This window comes from Gordoniibacillus kamchatkensis (assembly GCF_000829455.1).
Classification (GTDB): Bacteria; Bacillota; Bacilli; order Paenibacillales; family NBRC-103111; genus Gordoniibacillus; species Gordoniibacillus kamchatkensis.
This window is the reverse complement of the sequence record NZ_JXAK01000041.1, coordinates 36,990-60,588: the sequence shown is the minus strand read 5'-3', so window position 1 is coordinate 60,588 and position 23,599 is coordinate 36,990. Positions and strand designations below refer to the sequence as shown.

At 56.1% G+C, this 23,599-nt stretch carries 25 protein-coding genes and 2 pseudogenes; all 27 read left to right on the top strand.

Features of this window, described 5'->3' with window-relative positions; genetic code table 11:
* Positions 1-3: 3 nt before the first annotated feature.
* The 27 genes and pseudogenes from topA to fliR all read left to right on the top strand — a co-directional run bounded on the left by topA (position 4) and on the right by fliR (position 23,525).
* Positions 4-2,111, top strand: a pseudogene (gene topA, locus SD70_RS21530) (type I DNA topoisomerase).
* A gap of 13 nt (positions 2,112-2,124) precedes the next feature.
* The gene (gene trmFO / locus SD70_RS21525; protein ID WP_041049603.1) at positions 2,125-3,456 is read left to right on the top strand and encodes an FADH(2)-oxidizing methylenetetrahydrofolate--tRNA-(uracil(54)-C(5))-methyltransferase TrmFO; all 1,332 of its coding nucleotides are present in this window, start codon (positions 2,125-2,127) and stop codon (positions 3,454-3,456) included.
* Positions 3,457-3,752: 296 nt separating this feature from the next.
* The gene (gene hslV, locus SD70_RS21520) at positions 3,753-4,295 is read left to right on the top strand and encodes an ATP-dependent protease subunit HslV (protein ID WP_041049625.1); all 543 of its coding nucleotides are present in this window, start codon (positions 3,753-3,755) and stop codon (positions 4,293-4,295) included.
* 51 nt (positions 4,296-4,346) lie between these two features.
* Positions 4,347-5,754: pseudogene (gene hslU / locus SD70_RS21515) on the top strand (ATP-dependent protease ATPase subunit HslU).
* A gap of 30 nt (positions 5,755-5,784) precedes the next feature.
* Complete coding sequence (gene codY, locus SD70_RS21510; protein WP_041049601.1) at positions 5,785-6,567, top strand: GTP-sensing pleiotropic transcriptional regulator CodY; 783 nt, start codon at positions 5,785-5,787, stop codon at positions 6,565-6,567.
* A 258-nt stretch (positions 6,568-6,825) separates the two neighbouring features.
* Positions 6,826-7,233: a flagellar basal body rod protein FlgB gene (gene flgB / locus SD70_RS21505; RefSeq protein WP_041049599.1), complete on the top strand. Its 408-nt coding sequence runs from the start codon at positions 6,826-6,828 to the stop codon at positions 7,231-7,233.
* 3 nt (positions 7,234-7,236) lie between these two features.
* Entirely contained in the window at positions 7,237-7,689 is a 453-nt protein-coding gene (gene flgC, locus SD70_RS21500) for a flagellar basal body rod protein FlgC (protein WP_041049597.1), read from the top strand.
* 29 nt (positions 7,690-7,718) lie between these two features.
* On the top strand, positions 7,719-8,027 hold the full coding sequence (fliE, locus tag SD70_RS21495; RefSeq protein WP_041049596.1) for a flagellar hook-basal body complex protein FliE: 309 nt from the start codon (positions 7,719-7,721) through the stop codon (positions 8,025-8,027).
* Between the two features lie 54 nt (positions 8,028-8,081).
* Entirely contained in the window at positions 8,082-9,671 is a 1,590-nt protein-coding gene (gene fliF, locus SD70_RS21490; RefSeq protein ID WP_041049595.1) for a flagellar basal-body MS-ring/collar protein FliF, read from the top strand.
* 11 nt (positions 9,672-9,682) lie between these two features.
* A complete protein-coding gene (gene fliG, locus SD70_RS21485) occupies positions 9,683-10,702 on the top strand; it encodes a flagellar motor switch protein FliG (protein ID WP_041049594.1) in 1,020 nt (339 codons plus the stop codon).
* Positions 10,686-11,504 carry a FliH/SctL family protein gene (locus SD70_RS21480; RefSeq protein ID WP_156158126.1) on the top strand — a complete coding sequence of 273 codons (819 nt, stop codon included), beginning with the start codon at positions 10,686-10,688 and terminating at the stop codon, positions 11,502-11,504. The genes fliG and SD70_RS21480 overlap by 17 nt, the downstream gene beginning before the upstream one ends.
* Positions 11,505-11,507: 3 nt before the next feature.
* A complete protein-coding gene (gene fliI / locus SD70_RS21475; RefSeq protein ID WP_041049592.1) occupies positions 11,508-12,833 on the top strand; it encodes a flagellar protein export ATPase FliI in 1,326 nt (441 codons plus the stop codon).
* 5 nt (positions 12,834-12,838) lie between these two features.
* A complete protein-coding gene (fliJ, locus tag SD70_RS21470; RefSeq protein ID WP_041049624.1) occupies positions 12,839-13,282 on the top strand; it encodes a flagellar export protein FliJ in 444 nt (147 codons plus the stop codon).
* Between the two features lie 42 nt (positions 13,283-13,324).
* The gene (locus SD70_RS21465; RefSeq protein ID WP_041049591.1) at positions 13,325-14,260 is read left to right on the top strand and encodes a magnesium transporter MgtE N-terminal domain-containing protein; all 936 of its coding nucleotides are present in this window, start codon (positions 13,325-13,327) and stop codon (positions 14,258-14,260) included.
* A gap of 47 nt (positions 14,261-14,307) precedes the next feature.
* Positions 14,308-15,780: a flagellar hook-length control protein FliK gene (locus SD70_RS21460; protein ID WP_041049590.1), complete on the top strand. Its 1,473-nt coding sequence runs from the start codon at positions 14,308-14,310 to the stop codon at positions 15,778-15,780.
* A gap of 18 nt (positions 15,781-15,798) precedes the next feature.
* The gene (flgD, locus tag SD70_RS21455) at positions 15,799-16,245 is read left to right on the top strand and encodes a flagellar hook assembly protein FlgD (protein WP_082053547.1); all 447 of its coding nucleotides are present in this window, start codon (positions 15,799-15,801) and stop codon (positions 16,243-16,245) included.
* Positions 16,220-16,636, top strand: a complete 417-nt coding sequence (locus tag SD70_RS21450) for a TIGR02530 family flagellar biosynthesis protein (RefSeq protein WP_231571379.1) — start codon at positions 16,220-16,222, stop codon at positions 16,634-16,636. The genes flgD and SD70_RS21450 overlap by 26 nt, the downstream gene beginning before the upstream one ends.
* An 87-nt stretch (positions 16,637-16,723) precedes the next feature.
* The gene (flgG, locus tag SD70_RS21445) at positions 16,724-17,539 is read left to right on the top strand and encodes a flagellar basal body rod protein FlgG (RefSeq protein WP_041049588.1); all 816 of its coding nucleotides are present in this window, start codon (positions 16,724-16,726) and stop codon (positions 17,537-17,539) included.
* Between the two features lie 61 nt (positions 17,540-17,600).
* Positions 17,601-17,822, top strand: coding sequence for a flagellar FlbD family protein (locus SD70_RS21440; protein WP_041049586.1), 222 nt, complete (start codon positions 17,601-17,603; stop codon positions 17,820-17,822).
* Complete coding sequence (locus SD70_RS21435) at positions 17,823-18,302, top strand: flagellar basal body-associated FliL family protein (protein WP_041049584.1); 480 nt, start codon at positions 17,823-17,825, stop codon at positions 18,300-18,302.
* 51 nt (positions 18,303-18,353) lie between these two features.
* Positions 18,354-19,352, top strand: coding sequence for a flagellar motor switch protein FliM (fliM, locus tag SD70_RS21430; RefSeq protein WP_041049581.1), 999 nt, complete (start codon positions 18,354-18,356; stop codon positions 19,350-19,352).
* On the top strand, positions 19,342-20,592 hold the full coding sequence (fliY, locus tag SD70_RS21425; RefSeq protein ID WP_041049579.1) for a flagellar motor switch phosphatase FliY: 1,251 nt from the start codon (positions 19,342-19,344) through the stop codon (positions 20,590-20,592). The genes fliM and fliY overlap by 11 nt, the downstream gene beginning before the upstream one ends.
* Before the next feature lie 24 nt (positions 20,593-20,616).
* Positions 20,617-20,979 carry a response regulator gene (locus SD70_RS21420; RefSeq protein ID WP_041049578.1) on the top strand — a complete coding sequence of 121 codons (363 nt, stop codon included), beginning with the start codon at positions 20,617-20,619 and terminating at the stop codon, positions 20,977-20,979.
* 48 nt (positions 20,980-21,027) lie between these two features.
* Positions 21,028-21,654: a flagellar biosynthetic protein FliO gene (locus SD70_RS21415; RefSeq protein WP_156158125.1), complete on the top strand. Its 627-nt coding sequence runs from the start codon at positions 21,028-21,030 to the stop codon at positions 21,652-21,654.
* On the top strand, positions 21,651-22,427 hold the full coding sequence (fliP, locus tag SD70_RS21410) for a flagellar type III secretion system pore protein FliP (protein ID WP_041049576.1): 777 nt from the start codon (positions 21,651-21,653) through the stop codon (positions 22,425-22,427). Before SD70_RS21415 ends, fliP begins: the two co-directional genes overlap by 4 nt.
* A gap of 30 nt (positions 22,428-22,457) precedes the next feature.
* On the top strand, positions 22,458-22,727 hold the full coding sequence (fliQ, locus tag SD70_RS21405) for a flagellar biosynthesis protein FliQ (protein ID WP_041049574.1): 270 nt from the start codon (positions 22,458-22,460) through the stop codon (positions 22,725-22,727).
* 12 nt (positions 22,728-22,739) lie between these two features.
* Positions 22,740-23,525, top strand: a complete 786-nt coding sequence (fliR, locus tag SD70_RS21400; protein ID WP_041049572.1) for a flagellar biosynthetic protein FliR — start codon at positions 22,740-22,742, stop codon at positions 23,523-23,525.
* Positions 23,526-23,599 lie beyond the last annotated feature (74 nt).

Sequence of the window (23,599 nt, the reverse complement as noted above, 5' to 3'; positions counted from 1 at the left end):
TCGATGGCAGATTGTTTGGTGATCGTCGAGTCGCCGGCAAAGGCGAAGACAATCGGCAAATATTTGGGCAGCAAATTTATCGTCAAAGCCTCAATGGGGCATATTCGAGACCTTCCCAAAAGCCAAATGGGCGTTGAAATCGATCACGGCTTCGAGCCGAAATACATTACCATTCGCGGTAAGGGCAATGTGCTCAAAGAGCTTAAGGATGCGCGCAAGAAAGTGAAAAAAGTGTATCTCGCAGCCGACCCTGACGCGAAGGGGAAGCAATTGCGTGGCACCTCGCGCACTATCTGGATTTGCCGCAGGATGAAGATTGCCGCGTCGTCTTCAACGAAATTACGAAGCAAGCTGTCAAAGACGCTTTCAAGACTCCGCGCAAAATCAATCAGGATCTCGTCAACGCGCAGCAGGCAAGACGCATTCTGGACCGGCTCGTCGGCTACAAAATCAGCCCGCTGCTGTGGAAAAAAGTGAAGAAGGGCTTATCCGCCGGCCGCGTGCAATCGGTTGCGGTGAAGCTTATCATGGACCGGGAAAACGAGATCAAGGCGTTCGTGCCGGAAGAGTACTGGTCGATCACGGCCCAGCTGCAGTCCGGATCCGCCGCGTTCGAAGCGAAGTTCAGCGTCTGGAAAGACAAAAAGGAGCTTCGTTCGGAAGCGGACGTGAAAGAAATACTTGCGCAAATCGGCTCGAATCCGTTTACGGTAACGGAAGTGAAGGAGAAGGAGCGGCAGCGCCATCCGGCAGCTCCGTTCATCACGTCGACGCTGCAGCAGGAAGCTGCGCGCAAGCTGAACTTCCGCGCAGCCAAGACGATGTCCGTGGCGCAGCAGCTGTACGAAGGCATCGATCTCGGCAAAGAAGGGACAGTCGGTCTCATTACGTATATGCGTACCGACTCCACCCGCATCTCGCCTGTAGCGCAAGAAGAAGCGAAAGCTTACGTTACCGGCAAATTCGGCGCTGACTACGTTCCGGAAACGCCGCGCCAATATACGAAAAAGAACGCGAACGCGCAAGACGCGCACGAAGGCATTCGCCCGAGCTCCGTGGAACGCGAGCCGGACGCGATCAAAGAGTATTTGAGCCGCGACCAGTATCGCTTGTATAAGCTCATTTGGGAACGTTTTGTCGCCAGCCAGATGTCGTCCGCCGTGCTCGATACGATGACCGTCGATTTGACGGCCGGGGACGTAGTGTTTCGCGCGGTTGGCTCCAAGCTGAAATTCGCCGGCTTCATGAAAGTTTACGTGGAAGGCAACGACGACGGTACGACGGAGGAAGACAAGCTGCTTCCGCCGCTGAAGTCCGGCGACAAAGTAAAGAAGAACGCGATCGAGCCGAAGCAGCATTTCACCCAGCCGCCGCCGCGGTATACGGAAGCCCGCCTCGTGCGCGCGCTGGAGGAAATGGGAATCGGCCGTCCGAGCACGTATGCCCCGACGCTCGAGACGATCCAAAAGCGCGGCTATGTGGCGATCGAAGAGAAGAAGTTCGTTCCGACCGAGCTCGGCGAGCTGGTTATTCAGCAGATGGAACAGTTTTTCCCGGAAATTCTCGATGTGGAGTTCACGGCTCAGATGGAAGGCGAGCTCGATCACGTCGAAGAAGGCAGCGTCGACTGGGTCAAAGTGCTCGATCAGTTTTATTCGTCGTTCGAGAAGCGGCTTGAAGTCGCGGAAGAAGAGATGAAGGAGATCGAGATTCAGGACGAAGTGTCGGACGTTCAATGCGAGAAGTGCGGCCGGTTCATGGTGTACAAAATGGGCCGCTTCGGCAAGTTTCTCGCCTGCTCCGGCTTTCCGGACTGCCGCAACACGAAGCCGATCGTCAAAGATATCGGGGTCACGTGCCCGAAGTGCAAAGAAGGCCGCGTCGTCGAACGGCGCAGCAAAAAAGGGCGCGTCTTCTTCGGCTGCGACCGTTACCCGGATTGCGATTTCGTATCCTGGGATAAGCCGGTGGCCGTGCCGTGCCCGGACTGCGGCTCCATGCTGGTGGAGAAGCGCTCAAAGAGCGGCGTGACGGTGCATTGTACGGCTTGCGATTTCAAAGAAGAGGTAAAAGAGGACGCCGCGGACGAATATGCCGCGATTGAGGAATGAGGAGTTGGACACATTGTCATCCCCGCAGCGCGTTACCGTGATCGGCGCTGGCCTTGCCGGCAGCGAAGCCGCTTGGCAAATCGCGAAGCAAGGCGTCCCGGTCACGCTTTATGAAATGCGGCCCGTCGTGAAAACGCCGGCGCACATTACCGACAAGTTCGCCGAACTCGTCTGCAGCAACTCGCTGCGCGCGAACAGCCTTACGAACGCCGTCGGCGTGCTGAAGGAAGAGATGCGGCGCATGGATTCGCTCATTATGGCGAGCGCCGACAGGCACGCCGTGCCGGCCGGCGGGGCGCTCGCGGTCGACCGCGACGGGTTTTCCGGCGGTATAACAAGCGCTTTGCGCGACCATCCGCTCGTTGATGTGCGCAACGAAGAAATGCAGGACATTCCGGACGGAATCGTCGTCATCGCCAGTGGCCCCCTGACGTCGCCGGCATTGTCGCAGCGGCTGCAGGAGCGGCTCGGCGAAACGTATTTGTATTTTTACGACGCTGCAGCTCCGATAGTGGAAAAAGATTCGATCGATATGGAGAAAGTGTATCTTGCTTCCCGCTACGACAAAGGGGAAGCGGCCTACTTGAATTGCCCGATGACGGAAACGGAGTTCGAGGCTTTCTACGAAGCTCTCGTTACGGCCGAAACGGCCCCGGTTAAAGAGTTCGAGAAAGAAATTTACTTCGAAGGCTGCATGCCGATCGAGGTGATGGCGAAGCGCGGCAAGCAGACGGTGCTGTTCGGTCCGATGAAACCGGTCGGCCTGGTGAATCCGCACACCGGCAAATTGCCGCACGCCGTCGTCCAGCTGCGGCAAGATAACGCCGCCGGCACGCTGTTCAACCTGGTCGGCTTCCAGACACACCTGAAGTGGGGCGAGCAGAAGCGGGTGTTTTCCCTCATACCGGGACTGGAGAACGCGGAGTTCGTCCGTTACGGCGTTATGCACCGCAACACGTTCATCAATTCGCCGAAGCTGCTGAAGCCTACTTATCAATGGAAGCAGGACGACCGCTTATTTTTCGCCGGGCAAATGACCGGGGTGGAAGGCTATGTCGAATCGGCCGCTTCCGGGCTTCTCGCCGGCCTCAACGCCGGCCGTCTGGCGCGCGGCATGGCGCCCGTCGAATTGCCGCACGAAACGGCGCTGGGCGCCATGGCGAACTACATCACGACTGCGGACTTCGAGCATTTTCAGCCGATGAACGCTAACTTCGGACTATTCCCGCCGCTGCCCGGCAAAATGAAAAACAAGAAGCTGAAAAACGAACAGCTCGCGCAGCGCGCTCTCGATGCGATCGACCGGTTCGCCGCCGGCGAACTGGTGACCATATCGGAAATTTAAGCTTGGCGAAAGTTAAACATCTGATTGGCATGAAAAGTTACCGCTAAAGCCGGGCCCCTTCGTCACATAGGCTCCGAAAGAAGACTTTTCCTACGGAATGTTCTTGATCGTGCTTGCAGGAATGTGGTACGATAGGAAGGCTCTGCAACGTACTTTCAACTTAAGCATAAAATTGAGCAGCGGACAATTCGGGTAAACCCGTATATATGGACATCGGCAAGCAGCAGCAAATCGCCCGATTTGTTCGCTGTTTCTTTCCATTCGGGACGAAATTTACGGCAGGGGAGCGGATTCGCATGGAATCTTTGCACGCGACCACGATTTTCGCCATTCGGCATCAGGGTAAAGGGGCGATCGCCGGCGACGGCCAGGTGACGTTCGGCAACAGCATGATCATGAAAAGCTCGGCCAAAAAAGTGCGGCGCCTGTACCGCGGCAAAGTGGTCGCCGGCTTTGCCGGTTCCGTGGCCGATGCGATCACGTTGTTCGAGAAGTTTGAGGGCAAGCTGGAAGAGCATCACGGCAACTTGCAGCGGGCGGCGGTCGAGCTGGCCAAGGACTGGCGCTCGGATCGGGTGCTGCGCCGGCTGGAAGCGATGATGATCGTGATGGATTCGAGCGGACTGCTGCTCATTTCCGGAACGGGGGAAATTATCGAGCCGGACGACGGCATTTTGGCGATCGGCTCCGGCGGAAGCTTCGCGCTTGCCGCCGGCAGGGCGCTCCACCGTTACGCTCCGAACTTGAGCGCCAAAGAAATCGCCAAGGCGGCGCTCGAAATGGCGGCCGACATTTGTGTGTACACGAATCACAACATTATTGTCGAAGAAATCGAATAGACTGCTTTAGGGCGCCGGCCCGGGCCGGATAGGAGAAGGAGGGATATCCCCATGAACACTAGTTCCTTAACGCCGAGAGAAATCGTGCATGAACTCGATAAATATATTGTCGGCCAAAAGAAGGCGAAGAAGTCGGTCGCCGTCGCATTGCGCAACCGTTACCGGCGGAGCAAGCTGGACGAATCGCTGCGCGACGAGATCGTGCCGAAAAACATTTTGATGATCGGCCCCACCGGCGTCGGCAAGACGGAAATCGCGCGGCGGCTGGCGAAGCTCGTCGGCGCGCCGTTCGTCAAAGTCGAGGCGACGAAATTTACGGAAGTCGGATACGTCGGCCGCGATGTCGAATCGATGGTGCGCGATCTGGTCGAGACGTCGATCCGGATGGTGAAAGCTGAGCGGACGGAGAAGCTGAAAGACCGCGCCGAAAAGCTTGCCAACGAACGCCTCGTCGTTCTGCTCGCCCCGAGCCCGAAGGCGAACAAGCCGCAAAAAAAATCCGTTTGAAATGCTGTTCGGCGGTGCGGGTACGGGTGGCGGCGGCACCGACGACGCGGACGACGAACGCGAGCCCGGCCTGGCCGCCCGCCGTCAGCAAGTGCGCGAGCAGCTTGCCCGCGGCGAGCTCGAGAATCAGATCGTCGAGATCGAAATCGAGGATAGCGCGCCGAATATGCTCGATATGCTCGGCGGCCAATCGGGCGAACAGATGGGCATCAACATGCAGGAAATGCTCGGCAGCCTCATGCCGAAAAAGATGAAGAAGCGCAAGCTGCCCGTCAAGGAAGCGCGCAAAGTGCTCACGCAGGAAGAAGCGCAGAAGCTGCTCGATATGGATGAGGTCATTCAGGAGGCCGTGGCGCGCGCCGAGCAGTCCGGCATCATATTCATCGACGAGATCGACAAAATCGCCAGCGCCGGGCGCGGTGCCGGTCCCGACGTATCGCGGGAAGGTGTGCAGCGCGACATTTTGCCGATCGTGGAAGGCTCGACCATCGTGACCAAATACGGGCCGGTCAAAACCGACTTCGTGCTGTTCATCGCGGCGGGTGCGTTTCACGTGTCGAAGCCGTCCGATCTCATTCCCGAACTGCAGGGCCGGTTTCCGATCCGGGTCGAGCTGAGCTCGCTGACGCTCGATGATTTCGTGTCGATTTTGACCGAGCCGCAAAACGCGCTGACGAAGCAGTACACCGCTTTGCTCGAGACGGAAGGCATCCGCGTCACATTCGCGCCCGAGGCGATTCGCGAAATCGCCCGCATCGCCGCGGAAGTGAACCAGAACACGGAGAACATCGGGGCGCGCCGGCTGCATACGATTCTCGAGAAGCTGCTTGAGGACTTGTCGTTCGAGGCTCCGGACATTACGCTTGAAGAAATCGTCATATCGCCCGAGTACGTTCGGGAGAAGTTGACCGACATCGCTCAAAATCGCGATCTAAGCCAATATATTTTGTAACAGAACGGGTCAACAGGAGGCATTGCAACCATGAATTTGTTAGCCAAAACGCGGCGTCTGAACCGGCTTCTGCAAAAAGAAGCGGGGGGCGCCGTCAGCTTTATGGACATGGCCGAGGTGCTGCGCGATTGCGTCGAAGCCAACGTTTACGTCGTCAGCCGCAAAGGCAAAATTCTCGGCTACGCGCTTACAAACGATCTGACTTCACCGGAGATGTCCCGTATGGTCGATGAACGCCGGTTCGCGCAGGAATACAACAACGAGCTGATGAAAATCCAGGAAACGGCCGCTAACATGGACCAAAAGACGGCCTACAACAACATATCCAACGGGCACGGCGGCACGTTCGAATATAAGTATATGACGATCGTGCCTATCATCGGCGGCGGCAGCCGTCAAGGGACGTTAGTCCTGACTCGCAAGGAAACGCCGTTTGTCGACGACGACCTGATTTTGGCTGAATATGGGTCTACGGTCGTAGCTATGGAAATTTTGCGCGAACGCGCCGAAAAAATCGAGTTGGAGGCGCGCAGCAAAGCCGTCGTGCAGGTCGCCATCGGTTCTTTGTCGTTCAGCGAGCTGGAAGCGGTAGAGCATATTTTCGAGGAGCTTGAAGGCAGGGAGGGGCTGCTCGTTGCGAGCAAAATCGCCGACCGCGTCGGCATAACGCGCTCCGTCATCGTCAACGCCTTGCGCAAGCTGGAGAGCGCCGGTGTGATCGACACCCGTTCGCTGGGTATGAAAGGCACTTATATTCGGATTCTTAACGATCAGCTGATGCAAGGCATTGAACAAATTAAATCAAAAATGTAAATGTGCGGAAATTCCGGCGCTTGACATCATCACCATTCGGCTTAAGTCCTATCTTTGGAGATAGGGCTTTTTTCTTATTGTCAAAAGTCCCGTGCTCCAGCATCATATTACATGTGTACGACGTCAAAGATTGACAATTCTGGCCTAATCTATGGCAGCCAATTAAATTTTATTTAAAAATATGTCGAATGGTAGGAGGAATAAAAGCTTACATGTGGAATAGAGAAGAGGAACAAACATCGAAAGTGGGTAAAGTGTATGGATCTGCTGAACAAGCCGAGCTTCAGCTTAATGGAAAGATCGCTTGACGCTTCCGCCCTTCGACAAAAAGTGATAGCGAACAACATTGCCAACGTGGATACGCCTTATTTCAAGCGGTCTGACGTACAGTTCGAGGATTTGCTGCAAAGCGAAATGAACGGGGCCTCTTCCGGCGTCGTGGGGAAACGTACGGACCCCCGCCATTTTTATATCGGCAAACGTGCGGCGGAAATTAACCCCCAAATTGTGACGGATCACGATTCTGCCGTCAATAACAACTTGAATAACGTGGATATCGATTACGAGATGTCGCTCATGGCCAAAAACCAGCTGCGCTATAACGTGCTCGTGCAGCAAATCAACGCCGAGTTCGGCAAATTGCGCACCGTTCTGGGAGGGAAATAACGAATGAGGCTCACAAACGGATTTGACATTAGCGCATCGGCGCTAACCGCGCAGCGGCTGCGGATGGACGTCATTTCGTCCAACATCGCCAACGCCGACACGACGCGCGGCAAATTCGTCGACGGCAAGTGGCAGCCGTACGCGCGCAAGCTGGTGACGTTCGAACCGAAAGCCCAGCCCTCGTTTGCACAGTCGCTCGATTCGGCGATGGCTGACGGTACCGGGGAAGGCGTGAAAGTAACGAAAATTTTCGAAGACACGGCGACGCCCTTCAAGCAAGTGTACAACCCGACGCATCCCGATGCCGACGCGAACGGATACGTCTACATGCCGAACGTGGACGTTTTGAAGGAGATGGTCGATATGATTTCGGCGACGCGTTCCTACGAAGCGAACGTCACGGCGCTTAACGCCAGCAAGTCAATGATCACGAAGGCGTTGGAGATTGGCAAGTAACGAGCTAACCATGGGAGAAGGGGATCGTCATGATAGATAAAATCGGATACAAACCGCTGACGCTCGTCGGATCCGCGGCCGTCAACAATAGTGACGGAACAGGCGCCTCAAATGTTGCAAAATCGTTCGGGGCGTTTTTGAATGGCGCCATCGACGATTTGAACCGGCAGCAAAGTACGGTAGATCAATTGAACCAGCAATTCGTGAAGGGGGAACTATCCGACGTTCATCAATTGACAATCGCATCCGAGAAAGCTTCGCTTGGCCTGCAGGTCGCCGTGCAGGTACGCAACAAGGTGATCGAAGCTTATCAGGAGATTATGAGAATGCAAGTATAGTCCTCGCGGGGATAGCTTGTAGAGAGAGAAAATATTCTCGGATGAGGTGAAATAGTGAACGAGACCGTGCTCCAATATTGGAACAATGTGAAACAATATTGGGATCGATTCAGCAAGACGCAAAAATGGATGTTCGGAGCAACCGTTCTCGCGCTCCTTCTCGTTATCGGCATCATTACATATAACATGTCGAAGACCGAGTACTCGCTTGCTTTCACCGATTTGCAGCCGAATGACGCCGCCGCGATCAAAAACTATTTGGACACGGCGAAAATTCCATACAAGCTAAGTCCGGACGGCAAAAGCATCGGGGTGCCGACCAGCGAAGTGGCGAACGTGAAAATCGCCGTCGAGTCGCAAGGGCTGAACAAAAGCGGTTCGATTGGCTACGGCGCGTTTCAGTCGAACAACATGTTCGGCATGAGCGACCAAGTATTTAAAGTGAAATATGTAGAAGCGATGCAAGGCGAGCTGCAGCAGCTCATCAACGCCAACACCGCCATTAGCGGTTCGAAAGTGCTTATCAACATGCCGGACGATCCGGTGTTTATGACGAGAAACAAAGAGCAGGCTTCCGCTTCCGTCGTTCTGCAAGTGAAGCCGGGCTATACGCTCGATCAAAGCAAAATCGATACGATTTATAATTTGGTGTCCCACAGCGTCAAAAATTTGCCGGTCGACAACATCACAATTACGAATCAAGACGGCGAACCGATGCCTTACTCCCGGTCTGCCGGAGGCAAGTCGCCGACGGCTGCGCTTTCCAGCAACATGGAGATCAACAAGCAGTTCCAAGTGGATTTGCAGAAGACGATCACGAATTTGCTCGGCACGATGCTCGGCAAGGACAAGGTCATCGTCAGCGTCTTCTCGACGATGAACTTCGATCAGCAGACGTCGCATCAAGAGCTCGTCACGGCTCCCAATACGATCGATCAGAAGGGGCTTGAAATCTCCCTGCAGGAGGTGCAAAAGTCCTACACGAGCGACGGCGGCGCGGCCACCGGCGGAGTTCCGGGGACGGGGTCGACCGACGTGCCTGGCTATCCGGGCGGCTCGAGCGGCGGGAAGTCCAACAGCGACGAAACGACGCGAACCGTCAATTACGAAGTGAATCATATCAAAAACGATATCATTTCCACACCCTATGTCGTGAAAGATATCAGCATCAACGTCGGCATCGAACCGCCGAATCCGGCGGATCCGGGCTCTTTGACGCAGGCGACGAAAGACGCCGTGCAGGCTTCGCTTGTCAACATCGTGCGCGCGGCGCTCGCCGACAATAAACAGACCTATACGAATGCGGATTTGACAAGCAAAGTTACGGTGTTCGCGCATACGTTCGCCAGACCGACGGTTGCGAATTCGCCCACTACCTCATGGCTTACGTATGGCGGAATCGGACTTGCCGCGCTCGCTATAGGCGCGATCGGCGTCTATGCGGTTATGCGCCGCAAGCGGCAGCGCCAGCTCGAGGCGGAGCTGGCGGCGGCAGCCGCCGAACCGGCCAAGGTCGAGTATCCGACTATCGATATCGACAACGTATCTGGCGAGAATCAGGTGCGCAAACAGCTGGAGACGCTGGCCAAAAGGCGTCCGGAAGATTTTGTCAATCTGCTGCGCACCTGGCTCGTCGATGATTAGGGGGTGGTCACTTGGCTAAAACAGCTCAACAGCAACTGTTGTCAGGACGACAAAAAGCCGCCATCTTGCTAATTAGCTTAGGTCCCGAAGTATCCGCGCAAATATTCAAGCATTTGCGGGAAGAGGAAATCGAGCAGCTGACGCTGGAGATCGCCAACGTTCGCAAAGTCGACTCCATCGAGAAGGAAGCGATTTTGGCCGAGTTCCATCAAATTTGCCTGGCTCAAGAATTCATTTCGCAAGGCGGCATTACATACGCCAAAGACATTTTGGAGAAGGCGCTCGGCTCCACCAAAGCGATGGATATTATCAATCGGCTCACGGCCACGCTGCAGGTGCGCCCGTTCGATTTCGCCCGCAAGGCGGACCCGGCGCAAATTCTCAACTTTATCCAGAACGAAAACTCGCAGACGATCGCGCTTGTGCTGTCCTATTTGCAGCCCGATCAATCGTCGATCATTTTGTCGTCGCTGCCGCAAGACAAACAAGCGGATGTGGCGAAGCGGATCGCGCTCATGGACAGCACGTCGCCGGAAGTGATCGCGCAAGTTGAACGCGTGCTGGAGCAGAAGCTGTCGGCAACGGTCACGCAGGACTATACGAACGCCGGCGGCATTTCCGCTATCGTGCAAATTTTGAACGGCGTCGACCGGGGGACGGAGCGCACCATTCTCGATTCGCTCGAAATTCAGGATCCCGAGCTCGCCGAAGAAATCAAGAAGCGCATGTTCGTGTTCGAAGACATCGTCAATATCGACAACCGTTCGATTCAGCGCATTATCCGCGACGTCGAGAACGCCGATCTGCAGCTGGCGCTCAAGGTGGCGAGCGAGGAAGTGCGCGATACGATTTTCAAAAATATGTCCAAACGGATGGCCGAAACGTTCAAGGAAGAAATGGAATTTATGGGTCCGGTTCGGCTGCGTGACGTGGAAGAGGCGCAAACCCGCATCGTTGCCACCATCCGCCGCTTAGAAGAAGCCGGTGAAATCATCATCGCCCGCGGCGGAGGAGATGATATCATTGTCTAATATTTTCAAACCGGACCGCTATGTGCCGTTGGTCGAGACGAAACAGATCGAGGCGTTGAGGCTCGTGTTCCGGCAAGCTCCCGCCGCGGGCGAAATGTCGCTCGAGCAGCAAGCGGAAATGAACGAAGCCCAGACGCTGAAAAATCAAATTTTGCACGACGCCGAGACGTTCGCGCGAGAGCAAATCGATCAGGCGATGCAGGAAGCTGCAGCTGTGCGCGAGCAGGCGCGGAGCGAGATCGACGCTTGGTGGGCGGAGCGCCGCAGCGAAGATGAACGCTGCCTCGCGGAAGCGAAACAAGCCGGCTACGAGCAAGGATACCAGGAAGGGATCGAGCAAGCGCAAATTGCCGTTCGGAAGCAGTATGACGATATGCTGCTGGAAGCGCGAACCATTTTGGAACAGGCTTACGTGCTCAAACTGCAAATTATCCAGGAGTCGGAGCCTTTTTTGATCGAGCTGAGCACCGCAATCGCCGAGAAAATCGTCGACCGCCAGCTGACGCTGGAGCCCGCCTGGACCGTCGAGCAGATCAAGAAGCTGCTGCAGCGCCGCAAAGAGAAAGGCACGATCGCACTCTGCGTGTCGCCTTCGCAATTCGGTTACATCCAGGATGCGAGAGAAGAGCTGCTGAATGCGGTCGACTCGCAAGCGGAGCTCGAAATTTTGCCGGACGCTTCCGTTCAGGATCGCGGCTGCGTCATCCGCTCCGCCTACGGCAGCATCGACGCCCGCATCGATACGCAGCTGCGTGAAATCAAGGCAGCGCTACAGGAAATCGCGATGAGAGGCGATGAGTGACAGATGACCATCGGGCCGCAAACGGGCAAGTACCTCGATGCGCTTCGCCAGCTTGATCCGATTCGCATTAACGGCAAAGTGACGCAGGTCATCGGGCTGACGATCGAGTCGGAAGGCCCGGACGCCAGCGTCGGCGACGTCTGCTACATTTACCCGCCGAAATCCGCAAAGCCGCTCAAAGCGGAAGTTGTCGGGTTCCGCAATAATAAAGTCATTCTCATGCCTCTCGGCGAAATCAGTTCGATCGGACCGGGCTGCGAAGTCGTCGGAACGGGCCGTCCGCTTACCGTGCAGGTCGGCCACGAGCTGCTCGGCAAAGTGCTGGACGGTCTCGGCCAGCCGCTGGACGGCACGTTTTTGCCGTCGCGCATGACGCATGTGCCGACGGTGAACACGCCAAGCAATCCGCTGCAGCGGCCGCGCGTGCTTGACCCGATCAACGTCGGCGTCCGCGCCATCGACGGCCTGCTGTCGATCGGCAAAGGGCAGAGGGTCGGCATTTTCGCTGGATCCGGGGTCGGCAAAAGCACGCTCATGGGCATGGTCGCCCGCAATACGTCGGCTGACGTCAACGTTATCGGTCTTATCGGCGAACGGGGGCGTGAAGTGCTCGACTTTATCGAGAGGGACCTGGGTCCGGAAGGGCTGGCACGTTCGGTCGTCGTCGTCGCCACTTCCGATCAGCCGGCGCTCATCCGCATCAAAGGGGCGCTCATTGCGACCAGCATTGCGGAATATTTTCGCGATCGCGGGCTGAACGTGATGCTGATGATGGACTCGGTCACTCGCTTTGCTATGGCGCAGCGCGAAGTCGGCCTTGCCGTTGGCGAACCGCCGGCGACGCGAGGCTATACGCCTTCGGTCTTTGCGATGCTGCCGAAGCTGCTCGAACGGTCCGGGACAGGTGCCAAAGGCTCGATCACCGCATTTTATACGGTGCTCGTCGACGGCGACGATATGAACGAACCGATCGCCGATGCGGTTCGCGGCATTTTGGACGGCCACATTGTACTGAGCCGCAGCTTGGCGAACAAAGGGCATTATCCCGCCATCGACGTGCTGTCCAGCGTCAGCCGCGTCATGCCCGAGATCGTGTCGCGCGAGCAGCGGGAAGCCGCCGACTATTTGAAACGGCTGCTCGCTGTTTATAAAAGTTCGGAGGATCTGATCAACATAGGGGCGTACCAGCGCGGATCGAATCCGGAAATTGATTTGTCGCTCGAATACATACAGGCTATCTGGGATTTCACGAAGCAAAAAGTCGATGAGAAAATTTCGTTCGAAGAGACGCAGGAGCGCCTTCTTGCCGAATTTTACCGGGGTGATTGAGAAGCATGAGATTCCGTTACGCTTTTCAGCAAATCGTCGATTTGAAGGGCAACGAGCGAACCCAGGCGGAATGGGTGCTGGGCGAAGCGGTCGGCCGGCTTAACGTCGAGCAATCCACGCTTCAGGAGCTGGAAGCGGAAAAAGCGCGCATGCAGGACCAGCTGTCGGCCGGCGCGGAGCAAGTCATGTCGATATCCCAAATGCAGGCCATTCAGCATTATGTGAGCCACCTCGAGCGGCAAATCGCCAAAAAGCTCGACGACGTGCGCCGCGCCCAGCACTGCGTCGAAGAACGGCAGCAAGCGTTGGAAGGGAAAATGCTGGACGAGAAAGTATGGACGAAAGCCCGCGAGAAGGCGCAGCAGCTGCACGAGCTGCTGATGCTGAAGAAGGAGCAGGAAGAGCTGGACGAGATCGCCTCGGTCCGGTTCGCTCGGCCGTCGCTTTGACGGCGCAACCCGATACAGAGCAAGCAGAGAGGAGGGGTCCAAATGGCTAATCCAAGCGCGGAAAACCAGGCATCGTATGGAGCGATGGAACGATTCCTCATTTGGTTTTTGATCCCTTGCGTATTTACCTCCGTTCTTCTCGGAGTACTGTTCTCGATCTTCGATACGAATTTGAAGCAGAACATTTTGCGCACGGCGCACAGCGTCCCGCTTCTCGGCAGCATTGTGCCCGCACCCAAGGAGAAAGCGTCCGGTGTGGCGGCGGGCAGCGGCGGGCAGATCGGCTCTGACGCTTCGGCCAAGGCAGCGAGCGATCAGATCGCGGCGCTGAACGCGAAGATTGCCGATCTGCAAGCATCGCTGCAAAAAGCCGATGAAGTAAACAAGCAGAAAGATCAGACGATCAAAGACTTGCAGGCGAAGCAAAGCGATCTCGGCGAGCAGCTGAAGACGAAGACGCAAACCGACGAGGAATATACGAAGCAGGTGCAGCAGCTCGCGTCCGTGTACAGCAAGATGGATGCGTCGAAGGCGGCGCCGATCGTACAAAACTTGTCGCTGCAAGAGCAGGTGCTCGTGCTCAGCATGATGAAGCCGGACAATCAAAGTGCGATTTTGGCCAAGATGGATCCGAAAAAAGCGGCCGACGCTTCGATTGCGCTCAAGGATCTCGTGCCGGTGAAGGACCGCGAAATTTCCGCGCTGCAATCGAGATTGGCCATTCAGAACGGCGATACCGGCGCGGCGCCGGCGGCGAAGCTGACCAAAAGCGATGTAGGGCAGACGTTCGCGAATATGGCGCCGAAAAGCGCGGCGGAGGTGCTCATCCAGCTGCAGGGCACAAGCCCAGACCGGGTTATTTCCATTCTAAGCTCGATGGATACGGCGTCCCGCTCGAAAGTGATGACGGCCATCGCCGACGCCAACAAAGATATGGCTGCTACGATATCGTCCCGATTGGCGGCATCCGCCAATTAGTCGATATACATGCAAGGCATTACGCTTGAAAGGAGGTGAAAACAACTATGGAAATTCAAGCAACGCCTATAGCGCAGGCAGTTCCGGGTGCTGCCGGTTCCTCCAATGCGGCGGGACAAGGGGGCAAAACCGGCGCCGCCAAAAACTCCGGCTTCTCCGCTCTGCTAGGCGGACAAGCGGCCGCGAACGAGGGACAGAGCGGCAGCAAGCCGGTGCCGGACGAGCAAACCGCTTCGCTCATCGGCTTGCTGCAAATGCTGCTAGCTCCGCTGCAAAGCAAGCTTCTTGCGGGCGCGGGCACAAGTACGGAAGACGGGCAAGCATCGTTGCCTGAGCTGCTCGTTCAGGCGATCGCCGAGCCGTCGAAGCTATCGGAGCAGCTGCTGCAAAATCCGAATCTTCAAGGGTGGCTGGCGCAAGCGGCAGCACTTCTACCGACGCTGCCTCTGGCAGGGGGAAGCGCTGCGCTGACACCGAACGCCAATCTGGCTCCGAGCGCCGCCGCGCCTGACGTCGCCGCGAAAATGTCGGCACAGCAAACGCTGCTGCAATTCGCTGCCGCGCTGAAGCAGCTGCCCAACAATCCGATCGTACATCATTTGATGACGGAGCTGCAAAAGGCCGTAAGTCCGGTATTGTCCAAACTTGTTCCGGAGAAAGCCGCTGATGCACCGGGGCAGCGAATCCCGGCCGAGACTGGCAAACCGGCAATCGCTGCGAGTGCCAAGGGAAGTTCCGCTCCTCCTCATTCGGCGCAAATGGCAATTTCGTTTGAGCCCGTCGCGGTCTCTTCCGTTACGGTGCAGCCGGGAACGGATGCGTTGCTGCAGCAAACGAAGGCGAAGCTGGAAATGCTGGCGGCAAAAGGAAGTATCACCGCCGCCGTTCATCAGCAGCTTGGCAGCAATGCGGCCGACCAGGGCAATGCGGAAGCTTTTGCCGAGGACAACGCGTCTTCGCTCCCGAATACTGCGCTGCCGCTGCAAGATTTGCTCAAAACTTTGCAGCAAGCGCCGATCCGGACGGAAACGCCGCCGACCATTCACGCCCAGACGTTCGTTCACGATATGAGCGAATTTATGGCGAGCCATATGAAGCTGTCGGTCGGTGAAGTGCTCAAGGAAGCGAAGCTGTCGCTCCATCCGGAAAATCTCGGCAAAATTGACGTGAAGATTACGCTGCACGAAAACGGGCAGCTGATCGCTCAGCTGACAGCCGATACGGCGGCAGGCAAGCAGCTTCTGGAAAGCCAATTGCCGCAGCTGAGGCAAGCGCTGCAAAACCAAGGTTTGAACGTCGAACGGTTGGAAGTGGCTCAGGAGCAAGCGGCGTCCTCAGGCATGTTCCAGCAGTCGAAGCAGCAAGGTGGCGGCAGGCCGTTCGAGAGAAAGTCGTCCGGCGAGTCGACTGAAACCGGAGCAGTAGACGCAGCGGAATTCGCCGATGATCTTCGCACGCTTGCGGAAATTCGCAGCGAACGGGGCATTGGCTCGGGAAGTTCGTTCGACGCTTCCGTGTAAAGTAAGGGAGGTGAACTTATGTCGAACAGTTATACGCCACCTGTCGGGGACCCGACCAAAACGTACGATTCGCCCGGCAACGCAAAGCCGAAAACGACCGGGAACAGCAGCCTGGGCAAAGACGATTTCCTGAAAATCCTCATTACGCAGCTGCAAAACCAAGATCCGATGCAGCCGATGGAGGATAAAGATTTCATCGCCCAAATGGCGCAGTTCAGCTCGCTCGAGCAAATGACGAACGTAGCGACCGGTTTGTCGAAGCTGCCACAAATGCTCGGTTACGCCTCGTCGCTCATCGGCAAGACGATCAGCTGGCTTAGCACCGACAGTGCCGATAACGCGGAGAAATCGGGTGTCGTCGAGTCGATTGTCGTTAAGGATGGCCAGCAATACGCAGTAGTGAAAGGGGAGAACGTCGCCCTCGACGAGGTAATCAAAGTTGCCTCCGGCGGAGACGGTTCGTAATGGAGCGCATATCCGCAGGACAGTTGCTTCCTGGCGCCGCCTTTCCCGTGCAGCCGAGGCGAACGCCGCCGGCGGCCGCAAGCGCCGCTGCGACAACGGCTGGACAGCAGACGTTTCAGGACATTTGCAGAGCAAAATCGTGCGCTTCAGCCATCATGCCGAAACGAGACTGCAGCAAAGGGGAATTAAGCTTGGACCCGATCAGCTGGCCAAAATCGGCTCGGCGATCGATAAAGCGGCCTCCAAAGGAGCGAAAGATTCGCTCATGCTGCTGGGCGGCACGGCGCTCATCGTCAACGTCCCGAACCGGACGGTCGTGACGGCGCTCGATGGAGCTTCGATGCAGGAGCATGTATTTACCCAGATTGACAGTGCGGTCATCATTTCGTAACGGGTTGGACCGATTCGGAAAACCCGGAGCCGCGGATCGAACGAAGCGGCTCGCCAATTCTCATTGCGCAGGAGGTACTTATACCTTATGTTAAGATCCCTTTATTCCGGCGTATCCGGAATGCGCGGTTTTCAGACGAAGCTTGATGTGATCGGCAACAATATCGCCAACGTGAACACTATCGGTTTCAAAGCAAGCCGCGTCATGTTTCAGGACATTTTGAGCCAGACGGTGGCCGGCGTTACCGCACCGGATCAGAACGGCGCGTACGGAGGCGTCAACGCGAAGCAAATCGGTCTCGGCACGGCGATCAGCACGATCGATACGGTACATACCCAAGGCAGCGCCATGACGACCAACGTGCCGACCGACCTTCGCATCGCCGGCGACGGCTTTTTCATGGTGCAGGATACCGCCGGCAACCGCATGTTGACGCGCGCAGGCAACTTCCATTTCGACGTGAACCGCGATCTGGTCAACTCCGACGGTCTGTTTGTGATCGGTACCGACGGACAGAAAGTTACGCTCGATCCGGGAGCGACCGCTTACTCGATCGGCCAGGACGGCATCATTTCGCAAACGATCGCCGGGGCAGTTCAGCCCGGCCAGCAAATCGCCGTGGCCAAAGTCACGAACCCGGAAGGCTTGGTGAAGCTCGGGGGCAACTTGTACCGGGAAACGGCAAACTCGACCGCCACTCCGGAAGATCCTGCCGCCGCGCTGCCTAACGACGCGAATCGCGGCACCGGCGCCATCATTTCCGGCCAGCTGGAAATGTCCAACGTCGATCTGACCAGCGAGTTTACGGAAATGATCGTTGCGCAGCGGGCGTTCCAGGCCAACTCGAAAATCATTACGACGTCCGACGATATTTTGCAGGAAGTCGTCAACTTGAAGCGTTAATTGAACTAGCATTGAATAACGGGGGAGCATGTCTCCCCCGGGTGTAAACCTGGAGGGAGACATGATTACCGTAACGCGTTTGAACGGCAAGCCGATCATCGTCAACGCCCTGTTGATCGAGACGATCGAAGAAACGCCGGACACTATGATTACTTTAACGACCGGCAAAAAAATAACCGTATTAGAGAAAGCGGATGCCGTTACGCGGTCGGTACAGCTCTTTTTGCAGACGATCGGCGCCGTGAACGCTACGTTAAAGTCCATCGGACCGGAGGGGTCGTAATTGTTGAAGAACAAAATTTTCGTCATGGTCATCGGCATGTTGATCGCCATCACGCTTATACTTGCGGCTGCGTTCTTCTTATGGACGATGATGAGCAAATCGGATGCGAGCGCCGGCTCGAAGGCAGAAGCGTCCGCCGAGAAAGTGAAACCGGCCAAACAGCTGTCGGCGGCGGAAATCAAAGACAACACCGTCATTTTGAAAGACGTTCTCACCAACCTTGCAAATAATAGCCGATTCATTAAAGTCAGCTTTGCTTTCGAGCTGGAGAACAAGAAGGCGAAAGCCGAATTCGAGAACCTTCTCGACTCCAAGGTCAAGGGGACGATCATCAAGATTCTCAGCGACATGACACCGGAGCAGGTCAGCGGAAGCAAAGGCTACGACAATTTATCTGCGGCGTTGATGAATAGCCTGAACCCTTATTTAAAAGAAGGCAAAATTAAAGAAATCATGATTACGGATATCGTGCTTCAGTGATGGGGCGGCGAATGGAGCGACGCATACGGCCTTTGAAGGGGGTGACTGACTATGGTGGATGTACTTTCGCAGAACGAGATTGACGCCCTGCTCGCAGCCCTTTCCTCTGGCGAGATGGATGCGGAAGAGCTGAAGAAAGAGGAGACGCAAAAGAAAGTCAGGGCGTACGATTTTAAGCGCGCGGTCCGGTTTTCCAAAGACCATATCCGCAGCTTGACACGCATCCACGAAAACTTCGCCCGGTACTTGACGACGTATTTCTCGGCGCAGCTGCGCACGTTCGTGCAAATCAACGTCGTGCAGGTCGAACAGTTGCCGTACGACGAATTTATCCGCTCGATTCCGAAAATGACGATACTGAATATTTTCGAGGCGGAGCCGCTGGAAGGCCGGATGGTGCTCGAGGTTCACCCGAACGTGGCGTTCGCCATGCTGGATCGGCTGCTCGGCGGCGCCGGCAACTCCCCGAGCAAAATCAATGCGCTGACGGAAATCGAAACGATCGTCATGGAACGCATTTTCAGCCGCGCCCTCGATTCGCTGCAGGAGGCGTGGAAGACGATCATCGACATTTCGCCGCGGCTTGAAGCGCTCGAGACGAATCCGCAGTTCATGCAGATCGTCTCGCCGAACGAAACGATCGCGCTCATTTCGCTCAGCACCAAAATCGGCGATACGACGGGGATGGTCAACCTTTGTATCCCGCACGTCGTGATCGAGCCGATTATGCCGCGGCTGTCCGGCCACCACTGGTTCGTGTCGCAGAAAAAGACGCGCGCTCCCGAGGAAGAGCAGGTGCTGCAAGCGAGGCTGACAAGGGCGAAGCTGCCGATCATCGCCGAGCTCGGCACGTCGCAAATTACGGTTCGCGAGTTTCTCGGACTCATGCCGGGCGACGTCATTTCCTTGAATAAACCGGTGGACGAACCGCTTGACATTCGGGTCGGGGAGAAGCTGAAGTACTACGGCTCGCCGGGGACGATGCGCGGCAAGCTGGCGGTTCAGATCAACGAAATTGCAGCGGAAGGAGAGGAAGAGAATGACGAATAACAAAGATTATTTGTCACAGGAAGAGATCGACGCGCTGCTGCGCCAATCTTCCGAAGACGGCGGACCGTTTCAGGCCGAGGGCGGCTCTCCTCGCGTAGAAGATTATTTGTCCTCGCTGGAACAAGACGCTTTAGGCGAGATCGGCAACATTACGTTCGGCAGCGCAGCGACGGCGCTCTCAACGCTGCTCGGCAAGAAAGTCGATATTACGACGCCGAAGGTGTCCGTAATCGCCAAGGAAGAACTGCAAAGAGAGTTTCCGCAGCCGCACGTGGCCGTGCACGTCAATTATGTCGACGGCTTTAACGGCGTTAACCTTCTTGTCATCCAAACCCGCGACGCGCAAGTGATCGCCGATTTGATGATGGGCGGAGACGGTACCGGCCAGATGGGGAGCGAGCTGACGGAAATTCATATCAGCGCCGTGCAGGAAGCGATGAACCAAATGATGGGTTCTTCGGCCACCTCGATGTCGACGATCTTTAACCGATTCGTCAACATTTCGCCGCCGGGCATCGACATTTTGAACTTCTCCGCCGGTGAAGGAAATTTACCGGACGAAGACGTATTCATTAAAGTGTCGTTCCGCCTGACTATCGGAGATTTGATCGACTCCACGATCATGCAGCTGCTTCCGGTTCAATTCGCCAAGGAAATGGTAGCTACTTTGCTCGGAGGTGAGTCCTCCGCCAGCGATGGACCAGCCCAGGCTTCGAGCAGCGCGCCTTCGGCGCCGCAGCCGGCCCCGGCTCCGCAGCAGCATAGCGCCCCGCCGATGTCGGCGCCTGCAGCCGGTTACCCGGGCATGGAGCAGCCGATGTACCAGCAGCCGATGATGCCGCCGCAGCAGCCGATGTACCAGCAGCCGGCGATGCAACAGCAGCACCCGGCCTCTTACGGCGGATTGCCGAACCGCAACGTGAACGTGCAGCCCGTCCAGTTCGGCAGCTTTACGAGCAGCCCGCTCGGCCAGGCGGAAGAGACGAACCTCAATTTGCTGCTCGACATTCCGCTGAAAGTCACTGTAGAATTGGGCAGAACTCACAAAGTGATCAAGGACATTCTGGAACTATCCCAAGGTTCGATTATCGAACTCGACAAGCTTGCCGGCGAACCGGTGGACATTTTGGTCAACAACAAGCTGATTGCCAAAGGCGAGGTCGTCGTCATCGACGAAAACTTCGGGGTACGCGTAACCGATATCGTCAATCAATGGGAACGAATTCAGAAGTTACAATAACGAGATTCGGGAGGACTTGAGATTATGGCTAATCGTATTCTGATTGTAGACGATGCGGCATTCATGCGCATGATGATCCGTGATATTTTGACGAAAAACGGTTTCGAGGTCGTCGGTGAAGCGAACGACGGCGTGCAGGCGATCGAGAAATTCAAAGAGCTTAAGCCGGACCTCGTCACGATGGATATTACGATGCCGGAAATGGACGGCATTCATGCGCTGAAAGAAATCAAGAAGCTCGATGCGAACGCCAAAGTCATTATGTGCTCCGCGATGGGGCAACAGGCGATGGTCATCGACGCCATTCAAGCGGGAGCTAAAGATTTCATCGTCAAGCCGTTTCAAGCCGACCGCGTCATTGAAGCGATCAAGAAAACGCTCGGTTAAGGCAAGTCTGCGGCCAGAGCAGCATTACCGGCAGAAGGATGTGGGATATTGTCTAAGCTAGCATGGAAAATGGCGCCTATCCTCTTGGCGGAAATGGCCGGCTCGCTGCCATTCGCGGCATACGTCAGCGCGGAAACGAACGCGCCGGGAAGCGGCGATCCCGGGCTGCCTCTCGACCACGGGCTGCAAATGTTTTACATGACTCTGAAAGTATTGTTTTTCCTGGCAATCATAATCGGGTTGTTTTTCGTGCTGATCCGCCTCCTGGCCAAACGGAACCGGTCCGCCGCCTTCGGCAGACCGCTCCGCTCCTTGGGAGGCGTGCCCCTTGGTCCGAACAAAACGCTACAAATTGTATCCATCGGCAAAACGCTGTACGTCGTCGGCGTTGGCGATAACGTGCAGCTGCTCGACAAAATTGACGACGAGCGCAAAGTTGCCGAGCTGATGGAGCTGCTCACCGGAGGAAGCGGCACATTGCCCGAGCAGCTGACGATCGGCCATTGGCTGGGGCGGCTGCGCGACCGCAAAGCAGCGATTGAAGAGGAGGAACTGCCGGCCTCTTCGTTCGGACAAGTGTTTCATCAAAAGCTGCAGCAGATCGCAAGCAGCAAGAAACGAACGCAGCAGCAGTTCGAACAAAAACAAGATGAAGATCGGTACGATCCGTCATGAATAAAATCCGTTATGTGCTTGTTGCTTTAGCCGCATTCGGCATATGCCTGATCGCCGCTCCGATGGCGCTGGCAGCCGACCCGCCGGCGGCCGACCCGATTCCCGGCATCAACATCAGCGTCGGTTCTGCGGGCGGAACGGCCGGAGCGTCGAACTCGGTGACGCTGCTCTTGCTGTTAACGGTGCTGAGCCTCGCCCCATCGATTCTTATTATGATGACGAGCTTCACCCGCATCGTGATCGTGCTCGGCTTCGTTAGAAATTCGCTCGGTACGCAGCAAGTGCCGCCAAACCAAGTGATTGTCGGTCTCGCCTTGTTCCTGACGTTTTTCGTCATGTCGCCTACGATCAGCGAAATCAATCAGACGGCCGTCCAGCCGTACTTGAAAAACGAGCTGACGCAAACGGCCGCCTTGCAAAAGGCGGCGCTTCCGATCAAGAAGTTCATGTGGAACCATACGCGTCCGAAAGACTTGCAGCTGTTTCTTGATTACGCCAAGGCTCCGATGCCGACCGGGTCGGACGATGCGCCGCTGACGGCGCTCGTGCCGGCGTATGCGATCAGCGAACTGAAGACGGCGCTGCAAATGGGCTTCATGATCTTTATACCGTTCCTCGTTATCGACATGGTCATCTCCAGCACGCTGATGGCCATGGGAATGATGATGCTGCCGCCGGTCATGATTTCGCTGCCGTTCAAAATATTGCTGTTCATTCTCGTCGACGGCTGGTATTTGGTTGTGAAATCGCTGTTGCTCAGTTTTAATACGTAGCTTTGGCAAAGCTTTGGGAGGGTAACCGGCGTGGGTTCAGAATTCGTCATCCGCTTGGCGGGTGAAGCGGTGTATACCGTGCTCAAAGCCAGTGCGCCGATGCTGCTGCTCGGTCTGGCCGTCGGTTTGATCGTTTCGATCTTTCAAGCGACGACTCAAATCCAAGAGCAGACGCTGGCTTTCGTTCCTAAAATTTTGGCGATTTTGTTGGGCATGCTCGTATTCGGCCCTTGGATCCTGACGACCTTGGTGGATTTCACCTACAACCTGTTCAGCAATTTGTACAAATATATCGGTTAGGTTGGGGATCGAATGGAGCAAGTGCTTGCATATTTGCCTGCCATGCTGCTCGTTTTGTGTCGAGTCAGCGCGTTTTTTGTCGTTGCTCCGGTGTTTTCATACCGGACGGTGCCGAATACGTTCAAGATCGGCTTGTCCGTATTCGTAGCGCTGCTGACGTTCATGGCGGTTGGAACGAAGACGGTCGTGCATTTCGATTTGACTTACATCCTGCTCGTCATACGCGAAATGATGGTAGGGATGTTGCTCGCTTTCCTGGCTACGTTGTTTTTCAGCGTTGTGCAGATCGCCGGTTCCTTTATGGACATTCAGATCGGATTCGGCATCGCTAACGTGATCGACCCGATGACGGGGGCGTCAAGCCCGATGCTCGGCAATTTCAAATTCATGGTCGCCATTATGCTGTTCCTCGCGTTTGACGGCCATCATTACTTTTTGCAGGCGATCATGAACAGCTACAGCTGGGTGCCGATCGATAACGATTTGTTCGGCAAAATCGCGGGGGGCAGCGTATCCGATTTTCTTGTCCGTTCATTTATTACAATGTTTACTATCGCTTTCCAAATGTCGCTGCCGGTGCTGGCGGCCATGTTTCTAACCGACGTCAGTCTTGGTCTTCTGACGCGCGTCGCGCCGCAGTTCAACATTTTTGTCGTCGGCGTGCCGATCAAAATTTTGATCGGATTGGCGGTTTTGATTATTTTGTTCCCGAGCTTTGTGAGCCTGTATCGCGATTTGTTCTCGGCTATGTTCGGTTCGATGCAGCAGCTGCTGCAGCTGCTGGCGGGGACCGCATAGAAGCGAACCGTTATCCGCGCTTCGGGAAGGAGGGCGCCTGTTGTGCCGCATCGTTACCGCTATGAACTGAATTT

Excerpts from the sequence above, each read along its gene's own strand:
- hslV (WP_041049625.1), top strand. The coding sequence starts at position 3,753 with ATGGAATCTTTGCACGCGACCACGATTTTCGCCATTCGGCATCAGGGT.
- codY (WP_041049601.1), top strand. The coding sequence starts at position 5,785 with ATGAATTTGTTAGCCAAAACGCGGCGTCTGAACCGGCTTCTGCAAAAA.
- flgB (WP_041049599.1), top strand. The coding sequence starts at position 6,826 with ATGGATCTGCTGAACAAGCCGAGCTTCAGCTTAATGGAAAGATCGCTT.
- flgC (WP_041049597.1), top strand. The coding sequence starts at position 7,237 with ATGAGGCTCACAAACGGATTTGACATTAGCGCATCGGCGCTAACCGCG.
- fliE (WP_041049596.1), top strand. The coding sequence starts at position 7,719 with ATGATAGATAAAATCGGATACAAACCGCTGACGCTCGTCGGATCCGCG.
- SD70_RS21480 (WP_156158126.1), top strand. The coding sequence starts at position 10,686 with ATGATATCATTGTCTAATATTTTCAAACCGGACCGCTATGTGCCGTTG.
- fliI (WP_041049592.1), top strand. The coding sequence starts at position 11,508 with ATGACCATCGGGCCGCAAACGGGCAAGTACCTCGATGCGCTTCGCCAG.
- fliJ (WP_041049624.1), top strand. The coding sequence starts at position 12,839 with ATGAGATTCCGTTACGCTTTTCAGCAAATCGTCGATTTGAAGGGCAAC.
- SD70_RS21465 (WP_041049591.1), top strand. The coding sequence starts at position 13,325 with ATGGCTAATCCAAGCGCGGAAAACCAGGCATCGTATGGAGCGATGGAA.
- SD70_RS21460 (WP_041049590.1), top strand. The coding sequence starts at position 14,308 with ATGGAAATTCAAGCAACGCCTATAGCGCAGGCAGTTCCGGGTGCTGCC.
- flgD (WP_082053547.1), top strand. The coding sequence starts at position 15,799 with ATGTCGAACAGTTATACGCCACCTGTCGGGGACCCGACCAAAACGTAC.
- flgG (WP_041049588.1), top strand. The coding sequence starts at position 16,724 with ATGTTAAGATCCCTTTATTCCGGCGTATCCGGAATGCGCGGTTTTCAG.
- SD70_RS21440 (WP_041049586.1), top strand. The coding sequence starts at position 17,601 with ATGATTACCGTAACGCGTTTGAACGGCAAGCCGATCATCGTCAACGCC.
- fliM (WP_041049581.1), top strand. The coding sequence starts at position 18,354 with ATGGTGGATGTACTTTCGCAGAACGAGATTGACGCCCTGCTCGCAGCC.
- fliY (WP_041049579.1), top strand. The coding sequence starts at position 19,342 with ATGACGAATAACAAAGATTATTTGTCACAGGAAGAGATCGACGCGCTG.
- SD70_RS21420 (WP_041049578.1), top strand. The coding sequence starts at position 20,617 with ATGGCTAATCGTATTCTGATTGTAGACGATGCGGCATTCATGCGCATG.
- fliP (WP_041049576.1), top strand. The coding sequence starts at position 21,651 with ATGAATAAAATCCGTTATGTGCTTGTTGCTTTAGCCGCATTCGGCATA.
- fliR (WP_041049572.1), top strand. The coding sequence starts at position 22,740 with ATGGAGCAAGTGCTTGCATATTTGCCTGCCATGCTGCTCGTTTTGTGT.